This window comes from Convivina praedatoris (assembly GCF_933208495.1).
Classification (GTDB): Bacteria; Bacillota; Bacilli; order Lactobacillales; family Lactobacillaceae; genus Convivina; species Convivina praedatoris.
Window position 1 is genome coordinate 99,952 of sequence record NZ_CAKOET010000004.1, and the last position, 17,038, is coordinate 116,989.

Annotated in this window: 16 protein-coding genes; 2 read left to right on the forward strand and 14 right to left on the reverse strand. The window is 41.9% G+C overall.

The window, feature by feature from the left end; translation table 11 throughout:
• Nucleotides 1–78: 78 nt before the first annotated feature.
• The 11 genes from rbfA to parE all read right to left on the reverse strand — a co-directional run bounded on the left by rbfA (nt 79) and on the right by parE (nt 11,430).
• On the reverse strand, nt 79–432 hold the full coding sequence (gene rbfA / locus M4974_RS04900; protein ID WP_089937833.1) for a 30S ribosome-binding factor RbfA: 354 nt from the start codon (nt 430–432) through the stop codon (nt 79–81).
• Nucleotides 433–476: 44 nt separating this feature from the next.
• Nucleotides 477–2,951 (reverse strand): translation initiation factor IF-2, encoded by a 2,475-nt coding sequence (infB, locus tag M4974_RS04905; RefSeq protein WP_248706367.1) that lies wholly within the window; start codon nt 2,949–2,951, stop codon nt 477–479.
• Nucleotides 2,951–3,307 (reverse strand): L7Ae/L30e/S12e/Gadd45 family ribosomal protein, encoded by a 357-nt coding sequence (locus tag M4974_RS04910; protein ID WP_371831394.1) that lies wholly within the window; start codon nt 3,305–3,307, stop codon nt 2,951–2,953. Before M4974_RS04910 ends, infB begins: the two co-directional genes overlap by 1 nt.
• Nucleotides 3,261–3,557 carry an RNase P modulator RnpM gene (gene rnpM / locus M4974_RS04915; protein WP_305883115.1) on the reverse strand — a complete coding sequence of 99 codons (297 nt, stop codon included), beginning with the start codon at nt 3,555–3,557 and terminating at the stop codon, nt 3,261–3,263. The genes M4974_RS04910 and rnpM overlap by 47 nt, the downstream gene beginning before the upstream one ends.
• A 17-nt stretch (nt 3,558–3,574) precedes the next feature.
• A complete protein-coding gene (gene nusA, locus M4974_RS04920) occupies nt 3,575–4,702 on the reverse strand; it encodes a transcription termination factor NusA (RefSeq protein WP_248706365.1) in 1,128 nt (375 codons plus the stop codon).
• Between the two features lie 27 nt (nt 4,703–4,729).
• Nucleotides 4,730–5,206 (reverse strand): ribosome maturation factor RimP, encoded by a 477-nt coding sequence (locus M4974_RS04925; protein ID WP_248706364.1) that lies wholly within the window; start codon nt 5,204–5,206, stop codon nt 4,730–4,732.
• A gap of 201 nt (nt 5,207–5,407) precedes the next feature.
• Nucleotides 5,408–5,677, reverse strand: a complete 270-nt coding sequence (rpsN, locus tag M4974_RS04930; protein WP_248706363.1) for a 30S ribosomal protein S14 — start codon at nt 5,675–5,677, stop codon at nt 5,408–5,410.
• Nucleotides 5,677–5,826: a 50S ribosomal protein L33 gene (gene rpmG / locus M4974_RS04935; protein WP_002815032.1), complete on the reverse strand. Its 150-nt coding sequence runs from the start codon at nt 5,824–5,826 to the stop codon at nt 5,677–5,679. The genes rpsN and rpmG overlap by 1 nt, the downstream gene beginning before the upstream one ends.
• A gap of 127 nt (nt 5,827–5,953) precedes the next feature.
• Nucleotides 5,954–6,859 carry a manganese-dependent inorganic pyrophosphatase gene (locus M4974_RS04940; protein WP_248706362.1) on the reverse strand — a complete coding sequence of 302 codons (906 nt, stop codon included), beginning with the start codon at nt 6,857–6,859 and terminating at the stop codon, nt 5,954–5,956.
• A 44-nt stretch (nt 6,860–6,903) separates the two neighbouring features.
• The gene (gene parC / locus M4974_RS04945) at nt 6,904–9,336 is read right to left on the reverse strand and encodes a DNA topoisomerase IV subunit A (protein ID WP_248706361.1); all 2,433 of its coding nucleotides are present in this window, start codon (nt 9,334–9,336) and stop codon (nt 6,904–6,906) included.
• A 33-nt stretch (nt 9,337–9,369) separates the two neighbouring features.
• A complete protein-coding gene (parE, locus tag M4974_RS04950; protein WP_248706360.1) occupies nt 9,370–11,430 on the reverse strand; it encodes a DNA topoisomerase IV subunit B in 2,061 nt (686 codons plus the stop codon).
• A 217-nt stretch (nt 11,431–11,647) separates the two neighbouring features.
• On the opposite strand from parE, the gene plsY reads away from it, so the two are divergent.
• Nucleotides 11,648–12,262, forward strand: a complete 615-nt coding sequence (gene plsY, locus M4974_RS04955) for a glycerol-3-phosphate 1-O-acyltransferase PlsY (protein ID WP_248706359.1) — start codon at nt 11,648–11,650, stop codon at nt 12,260–12,262.
• A gap of 40 nt (nt 12,263–12,302) precedes the next feature.
• On the opposite strand, the gene dtd is transcribed toward plsY, so the two are convergent.
• Genes dtd through M4974_RS04970 form a run of 3 tightly spaced genes read right to left on the reverse strand, consistent with a single transcriptional unit; the run spans nt 12,303 to nt 15,590 of the window.
• Nucleotides 12,303–12,749: a D-aminoacyl-tRNA deacylase gene (gene dtd / locus M4974_RS04960; RefSeq protein WP_248706358.1), complete on the reverse strand. Its 447-nt coding sequence runs from the start codon at nt 12,747–12,749 to the stop codon at nt 12,303–12,305.
• A gap of 3 nt (nt 12,750–12,752) precedes the next feature.
• Nucleotides 12,753–13,331, reverse strand: coding sequence for a hypothetical protein (locus tag M4974_RS04965; protein ID WP_248706357.1), 579 nt, complete (start codon nt 13,329–13,331; stop codon nt 12,753–12,755).
• 21 nt (nt 13,332–13,352) lie between these two features.
• Nucleotides 13,353–15,590: a RelA/SpoT family protein gene (locus M4974_RS04970; RefSeq protein WP_248706356.1), complete on the reverse strand. Its 2,238-nt coding sequence runs from the start codon at nt 15,588–15,590 to the stop codon at nt 13,353–13,355.
• 205 nt (nt 15,591–15,795) lie between these two features.
• On the opposite strand from M4974_RS04970, the gene M4974_RS04975 reads away from it, so the two are divergent.
• Complete coding sequence (locus M4974_RS04975) at nt 15,796–17,007, forward strand: MFS transporter (RefSeq protein ID WP_248706355.1); 1,212 nt, start codon at nt 15,796–15,798, stop codon at nt 17,005–17,007.
• Nucleotides 17,008–17,038 lie beyond the last annotated feature (31 nt).

The following is a 17,038-nucleotide window of genomic DNA, read 5'->3' on the forward strand; positions in this document are numbered from 1 at the left end:
TTCCTTTCTTAATTTAAGAAAAATAATCTGTATGTATGCAGAAAACGCCACCTCAAATAAAGGCAGCGTTTCTTGCAGTTAATCTTTTTTATGAAGTTGGCGAATCAAACTTTCAATATGATCACCATATTGAACCGAACTATCTAATTCAAAACGCAACTCCGGAATTTTGTACACTGTCAAACGACTTCCTAGTTCTTTACGAATCAAGCCTGATGCAGCTTGTAATCCTTGGGCAACTTTCTCTTGCTCACTAGTAGCATCTGACAGAATGGAATAGTAAATCGTGGCAATCTGAAGATCACCCGAAACATCCACACTGGTAATTGTAACGTCCTGTAGGCGAGGATCATTGATTCGCTTTAACAGAAGGTCTGAAACATCACGTTGAATTTCCTGAGCTAAACGCCCAGCTCGTTGTGCATTTGCCATTCTTACCACCTTCCTCATTCCATCATTAAATTGGCATCTCTACCTTATTTAGGCTTAACTTCTTCCATAATGTAAGCTTCAGCTGTATCACCAGGCTGAATATCGTTAAATTTGTTAACGGTAAATCCGAAGTCAAATCCCATCTTAACTTCATTAACAGCATCTTTACCACGTTGCAATGAAGCCAACTCACCCTCATAAACGACCGTACCGTCACGAACGATACGAACCTTAGACTCGCGAGTAATCTTACCCTCTTCAACACTAGCTCCGGCAATGGTTCCAACCTTAGAGAACTTAAAGAGTTCCTTAACTAGGACATGCCCAATAACCTTTTCTTCGTAGACAGGTTCTAGCTGACCCTTCATGGCTGCGGTCACATCATCAATTGCGTTATAAATAACGTTGTAATAGCGCATATCAACTTGATCGTTTTCAGCTTGTGAGCGAGCAAATGGTGTTGGTCGAACATTGAAACCAATAATAATTGCACCAGAAGCTTCAGCTAAGCTAACATCTGATTCATTAATCGCACCAACAGCAGTGTGGATAATATCAACGCGGACGCCATCAACTTCAATCTTCTTTAATGAACCAGTCAAAGCCTCAACAGATCCTTGAACATCAGCTTTAACAATAATTGGTACAGTCTTCATAGCCTTTTCAGCCATAGTGTTAAACAAGGTGTCCAAAGTAACTACTGAACCAGCATTCCGGACTTCTTCACGAGCACGTTTTGCACGTTCTTCACCGGCTGCACGGGCAGTCTTTTCATCAGCCATAACGATGAAACGATCACCAGCTTGTGGTACATCATTTAATCCAGTAATTTGAACTGGAGTTGCTGGTGTAGCACCTCCCATATCTATACCACGTTCATTGGTCATCGTACGAACACGGCCGTAAGTGTTACCAATTACAATTGGATCACCAACACGCATTGCTCCTTGTTGAACCAAAACAGTCGCTACCGGACCACGACCCTTATCCAAACGAGCTTCAATGACAGAACCACGGGCTGGAATCTTAGGATCAGCCTTTAATTCTAGGACATCAGCTTCCAGCAAAATCATTTCTAATAATTGCTCAACATTTTGGCCAAACTTAGCCGAAATTTTAACGAAGATGGTATCCCCACCATACTCTTCTGGTACTAAGTCATAAGCCATCAATTGGTTCATCACGTTATCAGGATTAGCACCTGGCTTATCAATCTTGTTCACAGCCACGATAATTGGTGTTCCCGCAGCTTTAGCATGATCAATGGCTTCAATCGTTTGTGGCATGACACCATCATCAGCGGCAACGACTAAGATTGTAATATCCGTAACGTTGGCCCCACGAGCACGCATTTCTGTAAAGGCCGCGTGACCTGGTGTATCCAAGAAGGTAATCAAACGATCATTCAAACGAGCCTGATAGGCCCCAATATGCTGGGTAATTCCACCAGCTTCCCCTTCAGTAACATTGGTGTTACGAAGATAGTCCAACAAGGTCGTTTTCCCGTGGTCGACGTGTCCCATGATAGTAACAACTGGCGGACGAGGAGCCAAATCTTCTGGCTTGATATCATCTTCATCAAAGAAGCGGTCAATATCAGCGACATCTTCTTCTTCTTTCATCTTGGCGTCAATGTCATAGTCGGCAGCCAAAATTTCAATGGTATCTGAATCCAAACTCTGGTTTTGGTTGGTCACAATCCCTAACAAGAAGAGCTTCTTAATAATTTCAGAAGCATCCCTATGCAAAAGTTTAGCCAAATCTTGAACGTTCATACCTTCGCGATATTCCAAAACTTCTGGAAGTGGCTGTTCCTTACGGACTGTAGCCGGCTTCTTAGGTTGTTGCTTAGCAGCAATACGACGCGACTTTTTAGAACCATGCGGCTTGTTGTTGCGACGTGGGGTTGGCTGACCAGTCCCATTGGTATTACGTTTACGACCATTGTTGCGAGCAGAGTTATTACCAGAAGCTAAAGCACCACCGAAACGGCCACCACCATTGGTAGTGGCAGCTGCTTGAGGTGCTTCTTTACTAGTAGGGGCACTGGTATTGGCCTTTTTAGTCGTTTTAGCTGTTTTAGCTGCCTGACTAGCTTCAGCCGCTTTTTTATTCTGATTAACGTATTCCTTAAGACTGTCATCTTTTTTAGCAGAATAGTTAATTTGTCCTTCACGAGGCTTAGTTGACCAATTTTTCTTTTCACGAACCATAGGACGTCCACTAGTAGGGGTCAAACGCGAATTTGGCCGACTCGAACGACTTTGCCCGTTCCGTTTAGTATTAGCAGCTGGTTTTGAACCAGTTGAACCACCTTGCCTACGGGGTTCATTTTGCGTTTTTGGACGGCTAGGACGACGAGTAGCTGTCTCATTACTTTGCTGACTCCGTGAAGCCCCATCTGATAATTTAGCAGCGTGACGACGTTGCGAAGCTGGCAACTCTTTTCGTTCTGGTCTTGCTTGTTTATGCGCAGGCCTAGGCTGGTTTGAGCTAGAGAATTTCTTTTCTTCTGCCATTAATTGCGCTCCTTTTCGATTAGTAATTGTTTAATTTTTTTACTAAAGCCTTGATCACTAACCCCAAAAACACTGCGATTAGCACCAATAGCTTGACTGAGAGTATCTCGATCAAAGTCTTGCACCAGCTGGATATGATAAAACTGGGTCTTATCTTGAAATTTTTTAGCTTGGCTTTTTCCACCATCATTTGGAAAAAAAACTACTTGCACCTTCTGCTGGCGAATAGCATCTAAAGTTGGTCCAGTACCCAGGACTAGTTTACCAGCTTTCATAGCCAAACCTAACAAATTTCTAATTGCTATTTGATTATCGTTCACCAAAAAGCTCCTGACGAGCTTGCTGGTGGTCAACATACTCAATTAATTCTTGATAAAAACTAGCTGGGATTGCTACCCCAAAAGCCTTTTCAAAAACATGTTCACGCTGCGCTTGCTGAGCAACGTTAACATCTAGGCTAATATAAGCACCCCGACCATTTTTCTTACCAGTGGGATCTAAACTTACTTCGCCTTCTTTGCTGCGAACAACCCGAACTAAGTCTTTTTTAGGAAACATAGCCCCGGTGACGATGTCCTTACGCAACGGAATTTTGCGTGTTTTCATGATTCACCGCCTCCTTTTTAACTGAAATCAGCTGGCGTATCCGACTCACTAACAACCTCATCTTCAGCAATTTCAGGAGCTGCACTTGCTTTTAAAAGGTCCCCAGCTTCACTTTCAGACTTAATATCAATTTTAAAGCCAGTCAAGCGGGCTGCTAAGCGAGCATTTTGTCCCCGCTTTCCAATTGCCAAAGACAACTGGTCGTCTGGTACAATTACCGTCACAACTCGTTCGTTTTCCTGATCAAAGATTACATCCGTAACTTCGGAAGGGTTCAAGGCATTGGCAATGTATTGGGCTTCATCTTCAACCCATTCAACAATGTCCATGTGCTCGCCACCAAGTTCATTGACCACATTTTGCACTCGAACACCCCGTTGTCCCACTAAGGCACCAACTGGATCCAAATCAGCATCATGAGTATAAACGGCAATCTTAGAACGATCACCAGCTTCACGAGCAATGCTAACGATTTCAACTGTGCCATCATAAACTTCTGGAACTTCTTGCTCAAATAATCGTTTTACCAAATCAGGCGCTGTTCGTGACACAAAGATTTGAGGACCCTTAAGGTTATTGTCAACCTTGGTCACCAAGACTTTGATTCGATCACGCATCCGGTAATGTTCATTTGGCATTTGGTCACCAGGGGCCATCACAGCCTCTTGTTGACCAGCTAACATGACATATAAGAAGCGGGCGTCTTGACGTTCCACCTCACCGGTAATGATTTCATTTTCATAGTCCTGAAACTTGTTATAGATGGCTTCACGACCAGCTTCACGCATTTTTTGTACGATGACTTGTTTAGCAGCCTGAGCGGCCATCCGACCAAAGTCCTTAGGTGTTACATCAAAGCGAATTTCATCACCAGGTTCGTAGGCCTTGTTAATTTTTAAGGCGTCACTTAAAGAAATTTCTAGATCAGCATCAACAAAATCTTCATCCAAGACAACTAATTTAACTTGCTTAATTGTCATCTTACCCTTCTTGTCATCAAAGGTGGCTTCCACATTTTGAGCGGCATTGTATTGCTTTTTATAAGCCGCTTTAAGTGCGTTTTCCAAAGCTTCAACAACCACGGTCCGATCAATTCCGCGTTCTGCCTCTAAAGCATTAAGAGCATCGACTAATTCTTTACTCATTTATTTTTCTCCATGTTATCTCTTAAATTAAAACTGAACATCCAAAGCCGCTTTAGCAATTTCATCGTAATTAAATTGTTGAAGGCCTTGATCACTTTCAATTGTAATTCCTTGATCAGTAACTTCAGTAAGCTTACCAGCCCATTTTTTTTGCCCTAAACGGGGTGAAAAAAGGGCTAGAACAATCGGCTCTTGGCCTTCCAAAGCCCACTGAAAGTGCCACTGCTCCACTAAAGGGCGGTCTAATCCGGGTGAGCTAATATCTAACAGATAAGCTTCAGGGATTGGATCATTGTCAACATCGTCCAAAACTTCATTAACCGCCTGAGTAAAGAGCGTCAAATCATCCATGGTGACAGCGACGTGCTCTGGTCGATCAACCAAAACTTCAACGGTTTTTTGTCCGCCGCCATTCTTAATCGAGAGCTGCCACAAAAGTAAGCCCTGATTGTCTAGAATCGGCTGTATTAATGTTAGTAAGGCATTTTTTGCTTGACCTGCCAAGATAATTCCTTTCTGCTAATTAAAACTTGTCCAATTCATAAAAAATGAGCCGGTCGTCAAATCGACCCGCCCATTTACAGTACGCATGTAAATTAACTACCTCAATCATAGCCTAAATGCCTTCAATTTGCAAATTAACAATTTTGGCTACCAAAAATACGCTCATCAAGCGATGAGCGTATTAAGAGAGATAAGCTCAGCTTACCAAGAAGCCTTCCGAACACCAGGAATTTGACCCTTGTGTGCTAATTGACGGAAGTTCAAACGTGAAATACCGAATTCACGCATGTAAGCGTGAGGACGACCATCAACTTGGTCACGGTTATGAACACGTACAGGTGAAGAATCCTTTGGCAATGCAGCCAAACCGATGTAATCACCAGCAGCCTTTAAAGCAGCACGCTTGTCAGCGTACTTCGCAACCAACGCTTCACGTTGCTTTGCCTTTGCAATCTTTGATTTCTTTGCCATTACTTGATCTCCTTAAAAGTTACAACTTTACGAAGTTTGGGTGAGTACTTCTTTAACTCAAGACGGTCAGGCGTATTACGACGATTCTTGGACGTCAAGTAAATACGCTCACCAGTTTCATCATTTCCTAAAACAACGTGAATACGCATAGTTTCAGCTCCTCAGTATTTTTTTAATAGAATTATTTGCTTGTCAATACAAATGTCAATTATACATGGGACAAGGTCATGTGTAAAGGCTTTGACGAATTTTTAACTTGATGACAACTAATTTGGCTTAAAATTGCCCTTCCAATGGTGGTACAACTTGCTTTTTACGTGAGACAACGCCAGGCAAATCAATCACATTATTAACCAATTTTTTGCCAAAAGCACTTTCAATACTAGCCGGTGTATCCCCAAGATACAAAGCCTTTGAGTTAGAATTCAAAATATCAGTAATCACAAACAGGAAGTCTTCATACCCTTCAGCCTTCATAGCTTGTTCTAAGCCAGCCTGACGGGCCAACACATCATCAATATCAACAGTATTGACTTGACCAATTCTAAATTGGTGTCCACCCATTTCAAAAGATTTTGCATCCCCATCCAACAACTCTTGGTCGGAACGAGTTGACAAATCTGTACCAGCCTTTAGCATAGCTAGACCATAACTATCGACATCATCAAGTCCAGCTAAACGAGCCAAACTTGGCAAAGCTTGACGATCCCAGTCAGTCGTTGTTGGACTCTTTAATAGCAAGGTGTCTGAAATAATCCCTGATAAGAGCAAACCAGCCAACTGCGCTGGAATTTCAATTTGGGCTGCTTGTAATTCAAAGTACAAGATAGTGGCCACAGAACCCCAAGGCTTGGCTGTGATATAAAGTGGGGTAGCATTTTGAAAATTGAACTTGTGATGATCAAAAATATGATTAACTGTCACATCAGTCAGGTTATCAACTGATTGTGCTACCTCATTGTGATCAACCAATACCACTTCAGCACTAGTTGCTTCACTAATAATTGGTAAAGGCTCAACCTTAAAATAATCTAATACGTACTTGGTTTCAGCATTAGGCTTTCCCTGTGCAAAGGCCTGGGTATCTAGTCCCTGTTGATTTAAAAGATAACTAGCGCCAATTGCCGAAACAACTGTATCAGTATCGGGATTTTTATGTCCAAAAACTTGTATCTGTGCCATAACTTCACTCCTATTTTTTAATTATTTTATCATATTAATACTACTTAACTAAGGGTTAAAGGCTGAATTTGAATCGCCTGACCAAGTTTTTTAACATCCAAAACTTCTCGGCCATTACTAGTTCGGCTAGCCTGACTATAATCACTTAATTGCAAACTCACTTCCTGCTGGCGCTCCGTTAAAATCGAAATTGCTTGATCATTAGTACCCAAGAGACAAGCCGCTGCCAATTGATAGCTTCGCGTTTTACGTTGTGTAAATATTTGTACCCCTTTAGTAGCACGGTGTGCCAGAGGTAATTCAGCCAAACTCATGTGCTTAAATGCCCCGTTTTCGGCAACTAAAGCGACTTGCGTCATTTTATCATCAGCTAAAGTAGCTGCCACTAGGCTATCGCCCTCTGACAAATTAATCGCTTTAACTCCACTCGTCCGATTGCCAACAACTGGTACTTCATTCAAATCATAACGTAGCGCTTGGGCTGCCTGACTGAAAATCACGACTTGTTCGGATTGAGTAGTTGGCGTAACCATTGTTACCGTCAGTAACCGGCTAGTTGACTGCTTCAATTTCATGGCCATAATCGATTTCTTTTTATAAGCCTTAGGAATTAAATCAGTTAAGTTGGTTTGTTTAATGAAACCATCATTACTTGTTAACAAAACTGTTTGTTCTGATTGAGGATTATCAACCACTAAAGCTGCTACCAAACTTTCATCCCCCTGCCAACTCGTCAATTGCTGGGACAAGTGTTCACCCAAATCTTTCCAACGTAAATCTGGCAAATCAAAGACCGGTCGATAAATGACATTTCCTAAATTCGTAAATAATAGTAAATGCTGGGTAGTATTTAACGTCCCTTCAAAACATACCAAGTCATCTTCAGCCAACCCATTTTCAGGGGCCGAAGCCTTGTAGGAACGTAGTGACGACCGCTTATAGTAACCATTTTTAGAAACGAGTACGCGAACATTTTCTTCTGGGATAGTCACAGCCGTGTCAATGACTAGATCCTCAATTTGATCTTCAATCACACTGCGACGATCGGAGACATACTGCTTGGAAATAGCTTTAATTTCAGCTCGAACCACATCATGTAGGGCATCTTGCTCCGTTAAAATTCGTTGTAACTGTTCAATTTTGGCCTTTAATTCGGCATGCTCGTTTTCTAACTGTGTTACATCCGTATTAGTTAGGCGATACAACTGTAAGGTTACGATTGCTTCGGCCTGCTGCTGTGTAAATTGATACTGGTCAATCAGGTTTTGAGTCGCATCTTTTCGATTTTTAGAAGACCGAATGGTGGCAACCACCTGATCTAAAATCGATAGCATGCGAATCAAGCCTTCGACAATGTGTTGCCGGGCTTGGGCACGTTTTAATTCATAGGCTGAACGCTTCAAGACAACGTCCTTACGAAAGTCTAAAAAGGCTTGTAATCCAGCTTGAAGACTAACTAAGACCGGCCGTTGTTGATGAATGGCCACCATGTTGAAATTATAAGAAATTTGTAAATCAGTTTTCTTAAATAGATAGGTTAAAATTCCCTGAGCATTCGCATCACGGGCTAATTCAATGACAATTGATAATCCTTCGCGATCAGATTCATCACGAACTTCTGTAATCCCAGCCACATCGCGATTTAAACGAATGGCATCAATTTTGGCTACCAAATTTGATTTCACCACTTCATAGGGGAGCTCAGTAATTTCAATTTTTTGTCGACCAGCCTTTAAGGCACTTAGTTCTGTTTTAGCTCGGACAATAATCCGACCACGGCCAGTTTTATAGGCGTCCTTAATTCCCTCTAGTCCCTGAATAATACCACCGGTTGGAAAATCAGGACCCTTAACATAGCGCATTAATTGGTTCAAAGTCGCCTGTGGATGGTCAAGCAAATAAATTAAAGCATTATTAATTTCTTTTAAATTATGTGGTGGAATTTCAGTGGCATAACCAGCTGAAATTCCAGTCGCACCATTAATAAATAAATTGGGTAAACGTGATGGCAAAACCGTTGGTTCATAAAGTGTATCATCAAAATTAAGCACCATATCAACGGTATCTTGACCCAAATCACGCAAAATTTCGTCGGCAATTTTAGAAAGACGCGACTCAGTATAACGCATCGCTGCGGCTGGATCATTATCAATGGAACCATTGTTTCCATTCATATCAATCAGCGGTTCACGGACCTTCCAATCTTGAGAAAGTCGTACCATGGCTTCATAAATTGAAGAATCACCATGTGGATGGAAATTTCCCATGACATTTCCCACTGATTTAGCCGATTTACGGTAAGGATGGTCATATGTATTACCATCTTCTTCCATAGCATACAAAATTCTTCGTTGAACGGGCTTTAACCCATCCCGAATATCGGGCAAGGCTCGTTCTTGAATAATATATTTGGAATAACGGCCAAAGCGTTCACCCATCACTGCTTCTAGCGATAGTTCTTGAATCCGATCTACCATTCTGTTAGCAACCTCTTTCCTTTCTAAGGTCTCTTAAAATAACTCAAGATTTTGATTCTCAGTGGACTTAGGAGCCGATTTCCCTTTAGCCTTACTGCCCTGCTTTTCTTGGAGAACTTGTTCAAAGAAGTTGCTGTCTTGCTGATTTCCTTGAACATTATCCAAAATCGAACCAGTATCGCCCATTGTAAATTGGACATTAGCTTCAATCCATTGTCGGCGTGGATCAACTTTATCGCCCATCAGGGTCGTCACTCGTTTTTCAGCCAAAACTGCATCATCAATTTTAACCCGAATTAGCGTTCGTGATTGCGGATCCATGGTCGTTTCCCACAGCAGGGGCGCATTCATTTCCCCCAACCCCTTAAATCGGGTTAGCTCATAACTAGCTTGGTTTTTAGCAGTAATTTCAGCCAATTCATCATTGGTCCAAGCAAAAGCATCCGATATTTTTTTGGAACGATAACGGACACGATAAAGTGGTGGTAAGGCGATATAAACCTTGCCAGCTTCAACCAAGGGCCGCATATATTTGTAAAAGAAAGTCAATAACAGTGTTTGAATATGAGCACCATCGTCATCGGCATCAGTCATGATAATAACTTTATCAAAGGCCGCATCAGCGATTTTAAAGTCAGGCCCTACACCAGCACCAATGGCATAAATCAAGGTTGAAATTTCTTCGTTCTTTAAAATATCAAGTAATTTAGCTTTTTGGGTATTTAATACCTTCCCACGTAAAGGTAAAATGGCTTGGAATTTACGATCTCGGCCTTGTTTAGCTGAACCACCGGCAGAATCACCCTCCACTAGGAAAAGTTCATTTTTGTCAGAATTTTTTGACTGAGCCGGTGCTAACTTACCTGATAATAACTTTTCCCGAGCCCCTTTAGTTTTACCAGTTCGGCTCTCTTCTCGGGCTTTACGGGCGGCTTCACGAGCATCCCGAGCTCGTAGTGCTTTACGGACAATCTTTTGACCAAAGTCACCGTTTTCTAGTAAGAAACGGCTTAGTGTTTCATTAACAACACTATCAACGGCGCCACGGGCTTCCGGCGTTCCTAACTTATCTTTTGTCTGCCCTTCAAATTGCAAAAGTTGTTCTGGAATCCGTAATGAAATAACGGCCGATAACCCTTCACGGACATCGGTTCCTTCTAAGTTTTTATCCTTATCCTTTAACAAACTAACCCGACGAGCATAGTCGTTAAAAGCTTTGGTCCAGGCCGAGCGAAAGCCCACTTCATGACTACCACCATCCTGGGTCCGCACATTATTAACAAATGACAACAGGGTTTCTGAATAACCGTCATTATATTGAGCCGCCACATCAACGATAATCTCATCGCTTTGGCCCTCAAAAGTCATAACTGGCCCCAGATTGGCCTTATCTTCGTTCAAAAAATCAACGAAGGACTCTAACCCGTGTTCATAGTGATAAACATCGGTTTTAATCGGCTCAACTCGTTCATCACTAAGGATAAACTTGACCCCGCTCATCAAAAAGGCCGCTTCCCGCAAACGTTCAGATAGGGTATCAAAATTAAAAATCGTCGTCGAAAAGACATTTGGATCAGGCTTGAAGGTTACAGTCGTACCAGTGGACGCCTTGCTAGGGCCTAAATCTTCTAGGGTGCCAATTGGTTGTCCCCCATTTTTAAACTTTTCCACCCAGCGATGACCTTCACGAATAATGTCAACACTAAGACTTTCTGACAGGGCATTAACAACTGAGGAACCAACCCCGTGCAAACCACCCGAAGTAGCATAGCCACCCTGACCGAATTTTCCACCGGCGTGTAAAACCGTTAAAATTACTTCTGGGGTTGGCTTGCCAGAAGAGTGCATGCTAACGGGCATTCCCCGACCGAAATCTTGAACCGTGATGGCATTATTGGCATGAATGGTAACCCGAATTTCATCACCAAATCCTCCTAAAGCTTCATCGACAGCGTTATCAACAATTTCATAGACCAAGTGGTGCAAGCCACGACCATCGGTCGAACCGATATACATACCCGGTCGTTTACGAACAGCTTCCAGCCCTTCTAAAATTTTGATTGAATCTGCATCATAGTGAACGTTTTTTGCCACAGTACATTTCCTCTATTATCTAATACAACTGAATTATTCTTCAAAAATTCCAGTGCCAAAACAACCATTAAAATTGGCAATCTATCTCATCATAGAGTAAAAGATAAATCCTGACAATAGTAAAATCCATCAAATCCTCTCATCCACCGGCTGCTCTATGGTAAAATAGTAGCTGTTAATTTTTCATTAAATCACCTTTTAATTAAATGAGGATATCATGTTCGAAACTATTTTAATGTTTGTATTAGCCTATTTATTAGGTTCATTAGTACCAGGTTATTGGTTAGGGAAGTACGTTTATCATAAAGATATTCGTAACGAAGGCTCGGGCAACATCGGTACCACTAACGCTTTTCGAATTTTAGGACCGGTACCAGGATCAATCGTCTTGCTGCTAGACATGTTTAAGGGGACCCTAGCTGGCCTCCTCCCCCTATTCTTTCACAGTTCGATTAATCCCATGTTAGTTGGTTTAGCAGCCATTTTGGGCCATACTTTTTCCATTTGGATTGGCTTTAAAGGAGGCAAAGCCGTAGCGACATCAGCTGGTGTCCTCCTAGCTTACAATCCGACTTTCTTTTTCATGGTCTGGGGCGTATTCTTATTGATTTTATCCTTATCGTCGATGGTTTCAGTCGCCTCAATGATTGGATTTTCCTTTGCAACCATCATGTCCATCTTTTACTACCACGATCCGATTTTAGCAATTGTCGCGGTCGCACTAACTGCTTTTGTTTTCTACCGCCATCGTAATAATCTAAATCGAATTATTCATGGGCAAGAAAGTACCATTCCTTTTGGCTGGTACTATTACCGCCATCATAAAAATTAGTCAAATAAAACATGCCAGAATCATATGATTCTGGCATGTTTTATGGTGCCTTACTATCTAAACTAATGGTAACGGGTCCATCATTTACTAAGCTAACTTGCATATCAGCGCCAAATTGTCCGGTTTCAACAGTTAATCCGGTCGCCATTAAGGCCTGATTGAATTCTTGATAACGTTGATTAGCTAAATCAGGCGCAGCCGCTTGGGTAAAACTAGGTCGATTACCCTTTTTAGTATCAGCATATAAAGTAAACTGTGAAATTGATAGAATCGCTCCTTCAATATCTAAGATGCTACGGTTTAAACGTCCCTGATCATCAGCAAAAATGCGCATCCGCGTAATCTTACGAACTAAGTAATCAATATCTTCCCTTTGATCATCAGGGCCAACCCCAACTAACAACATTAATCCAGCGTCAATTTGACCAATAATTTCAGTATCAATCCTTACTGAAGCTTGGCTGACCCGCTGTAAAATAACCCGCATGGCTTACCTCCACTCAATAATTTGCTTAGTTGAAACCCGAATACGACTAATCGCATGTGGAATCAAACGGCGCATAAACAAGGCACCATGCACCGTGATCAATAAGGCATCCACCACATCAGCTTTAATGATATACAAAACTAAAAACATCAGAGCCGTTGGTGGTAACAAGGTTAAGACAAAGAGAACCCAGGCCCGTTCAAAAGGCCACTTTTGCAATTGTTTGGTCAAATCACTTACATCAACGGTTAATGGTATCAATTGTTTGGCATCATAGCCTTGCTTTTGACGGCCAAAAATCCAAGCCAATATTGGTAACCCAGCGGTTAAAAATAGGATTAACCACCACAAGGCGGGATTATGGATAATGATACGGGGTAAAGTGACAAAATACTTTAATAACCAATAGGGGGTAACCAAGACACCACTAATAATCAGCATCCACAATAGCCAACGTTCAGCCTGAGGTTCTGGTAAAACTTGGGGAGTAAAGTAGGACTTTTGCTGTTGACGATCAACGATTAAAGTGCCATTCTGGTCATTTTGCCGAATCGGCGCAATCGCCATTAAATAATCTTTCAAGAATCTGGTCTCCTCTACATTCTAGTGAAAGGTTCTCTCAACGGTACTAACGGCTGGTAAATTATGTAAATTGTCCATAATACCATGTAATTGTTCAACATTGCGGACCCCAATCGATAAGGAAATCTGCATCATACCACTTTTTGTTACATGTCCATTAATGCTATTGACATACCGTGTACGACTATTTAAAACCCGAATAACGTCATTTAACACACCGCCATTATTTTCGGCATGAACCGTCAAATCTGCAGCATAATTAGCTTTTTGTCCATTGGAGTCTTCCCACTGTACATCCACTAACCTCTGTCCTTGACCCTGTGCCTGACGAATATTGGGACAGTCTAGTCGGTGCACAGAAACCCCCCGTCCTTTGGTAATATAACCCTGCACAGCGTCCCCTGGAACAGGCGTACAACAACGTCCTAAACGGATTAAGAGGTTATCAACACCAGCAATCACAATATCATTGGCCTTATTGGCTTCTTTATGAGAAAAACCAGTTTGATCAGCCGTAATGGCGTGCCCTTCTTCTAAAATTTCACGTTGTAATTCTTGGGCAGCTTGATCAGCCTGTTGCTGACGCGCACTTTCAGTTAACTTTTTAACAACGCCCTGTCCAGCCATGTCTCCATAACCAACAGCGGCTAACATGTCATCGGCACTAGAAAAATGTAAGTCTAAAGCGGCTTGTTTTAATTGGTTTTCATCTAAGAAATCAGCACTATTAAAATGTTCCTGCGTTAATTCCTGACTAATTACTTCCCGACCAGCTACAATGTTATCTTGTCGATTAAGTTGCTTGAAATACTGCTTAATTTTATTACGGGCCCGTCGAGTTGATACCAAATCAAGCCAATCTCGACTTGGTTTAGCATTAGGACTAGTAATAATTTCGACAATATCACCGGTTTTAATCTTGTAATCCAAAGGCACAATTCGACCATTTACTTTTGCCCCAGTCGTCTTTAAGCCGACATTTGAATGAATCGAAAAGGCCATATCAAGTGGACCAGCACCCTGGGCTAGTTCATAGACATCCCCTTTAGGAGAAAAGGCATACACTCGATCGCCAAAAAGGTCACCCTGAACACCAGCCATAAAGTCTTGAGCATCCTGAGCGCTTTCTTGTAATTCCAAAATTCCCTGAATCATATTGAGGGCTTGCTGATTTTTATCGCTAACTTGAGCTTGCTTATCCGAACCATGATTTTGTTTGTAAGCCCAATGCGCAGCCACTCCAAATTCAGCAACTTCGTGCATTTTATGCGTCCGAATTTGGACCTCCATAGGTCGCCCACCTGGACCAATCACCGTCGTATGTAGACTTTGATAACCATTAGCCTTTGGCAACGCAATATAATCTTTAAATCTTCCTGGGATGGGTGTCCAACGGGAATGAATGGTCCCCAAAACAGCATAAGTATCCGGGATTGTGTCCGTTAAGACTCGGATAGCCGATAAGTCATAAATCTCACCGAATTCCTTATGTTTGTCAACTAATTTACGATAAATCGAATAAATGTGTTTTGGCCGACCATACACATCAACGTTTTTCAAACCCAAACTATCAATGGCTGCATTGATTTCATCAACAGCAGTCTGAATATAAGCCAATCGTTCATCACGTTTCATATCCATCAAGGAGGCAATATGATGATAGTCATCAGGATTCAAATAACTTAGCGAAAGATCCTCTAGCTCCCATTTGATTGTACTAATTCCCAAACGATCAGCCAAAGGAGCATAAATATCAAGGGTTTCACGAGCAATCCGCTTTTGTTTATCCGGCCGCAAAGCATCCAAAGTGCGCATATTATGCAACCGATCGGCCAATTTAACAATAATAACCCGGATATCTTTAGACATCGCCAAAAGAAGCTTACGATGATTTTCAGCCAGCCGTTCTTGGGAATTTTGGTATTTAATTTGACTGATTTTAGTGACACCATCGACAATTTGTGCCACTGCTGGGTCAAATTTATCGGCTACATCCGCCAGAGTTGCAGGAGTATCTTCAACTACATCATGTAAATAGCCGGCCGCTACCGTAGCTGTATCCATTCGTAGTTCAGCCAAAATGCCGGCTACTTGAATGGGATGTACAATATACGGTTCGCCGGAATTACGCCGTTGTTCTTGATGTAACTGAGCTGCCCACTGGTAGGCCTGGTTAACTTCTTGGGTGTCGGCTGGTGACATATAAGATGCCACCATCTCCATTACATCACTAGCGGTATAGTCTCGATACTTTGTCATAAGTGCCCCTTAAATTCCGCTTCCTGCTAGTCAATGTGGTAATCATTCTCCCAAATGGGCCACCAAAAGCGAATTAATATCATTGCTATTATATTAAAAATACCCCTTTTTCACAAGCGAACTCTAGCTATACAGTGCATAATTTATGAAATCGGTTTAGAATAGATATTTGAGTCTAAAAACAGATTAGAAAGGTACATATGAGATGAATTGGTTAAGTAAAAAGGAGATTTGGGAACGTAATGTAATCGTTGTTTGGTTTGGTGTCTTCATGACTGGAATTGGCCTAAGTGAAATCATCCCTTTTTTATCATTATATGTTGACACCCTAGGTAACTTTTCTAAAAACGAATTAACACTTTATTCTGGTATGGCATTTGCGGTAACTTTCTTAGTCACAGCCATAGTTTCGCCCTTATGGGGGAAACTAGCTGACCAAAAAGGCCGTAAACTAATGATGCTACGCGCTGCTGCTGGCATGGGCTTAATTTTCTTCCTAATGGGATTTACAACTAATGTTTGGCAACTTATCATTCTACGAGCGATTCAAGGTGCTTTAGGTGGCTTTGTTTCCAATGCCAACGCCTTAATTGCCACCCAAACACCCAAGTCACAGGTGGGCCGTTCCTTAGGCATTGTGGTCACTGGTTTTACGGCTGGTACCCTACTGGGACCAATTGTTGGCGGTGCACTCGCCAGTGCTTTTTCTTATCAACTAACCTTTCACATCACTGGTTTCATCATGTTCTTGGTTTTCTTTTTAATTTTATTTTTAGTTCAGGAAAATCAGCGCCCTACCCAAGTCGACCAACAAAAGCCCCTCGAGAAAATTACCTGGGGGACCTTGCCGCATAAGCATTTGTTGATTTCTCTATTTATTACCACCATGTTGGTTCAGGCTGTAAATATGTCCATTAATCCAATTGTCTCATTGTTCGTCCGTGAATTGGTTCACAACAGTCATAATGTCACCTTTCTAGCCGGGGTAGTAGCGGCCGCTCCCGGATTGGCAACTATCATCGCTGCACCTAGTTTTGGCCGTTTAGGAGACCGAATTGGTACCCGATTTTTAATTCAAATTGGCTTTGTTATTGCTGTTTTGGCCTTTATTCCAACGGCTTTTGTCACCAGTGTAACGATCTTAATCGTACTGCGATTTATCGTGGGGATTAGTGATGCCACCTTATTACCAGCTATTCAAACCCTTCTTTCCAAAAACTCACCTCAAAATATGATTAGCCGAATTTTTAGTTATAATCAAAGTTTTCAAGCCATCGGCAGTGTAGCCGGTCCCATGTTGGGTGCTGTGATTGCTAATCTATATGATTATCGAGCAATTTTCTTAGTGAGTGCTGGCATCATGATTATCAACGCCTTGCTCTTTTCTTGGAATACCCGCCGCCAAACAGCCAAATAAAAACGCCGAGTTGTCAATTGACCACTCAGCG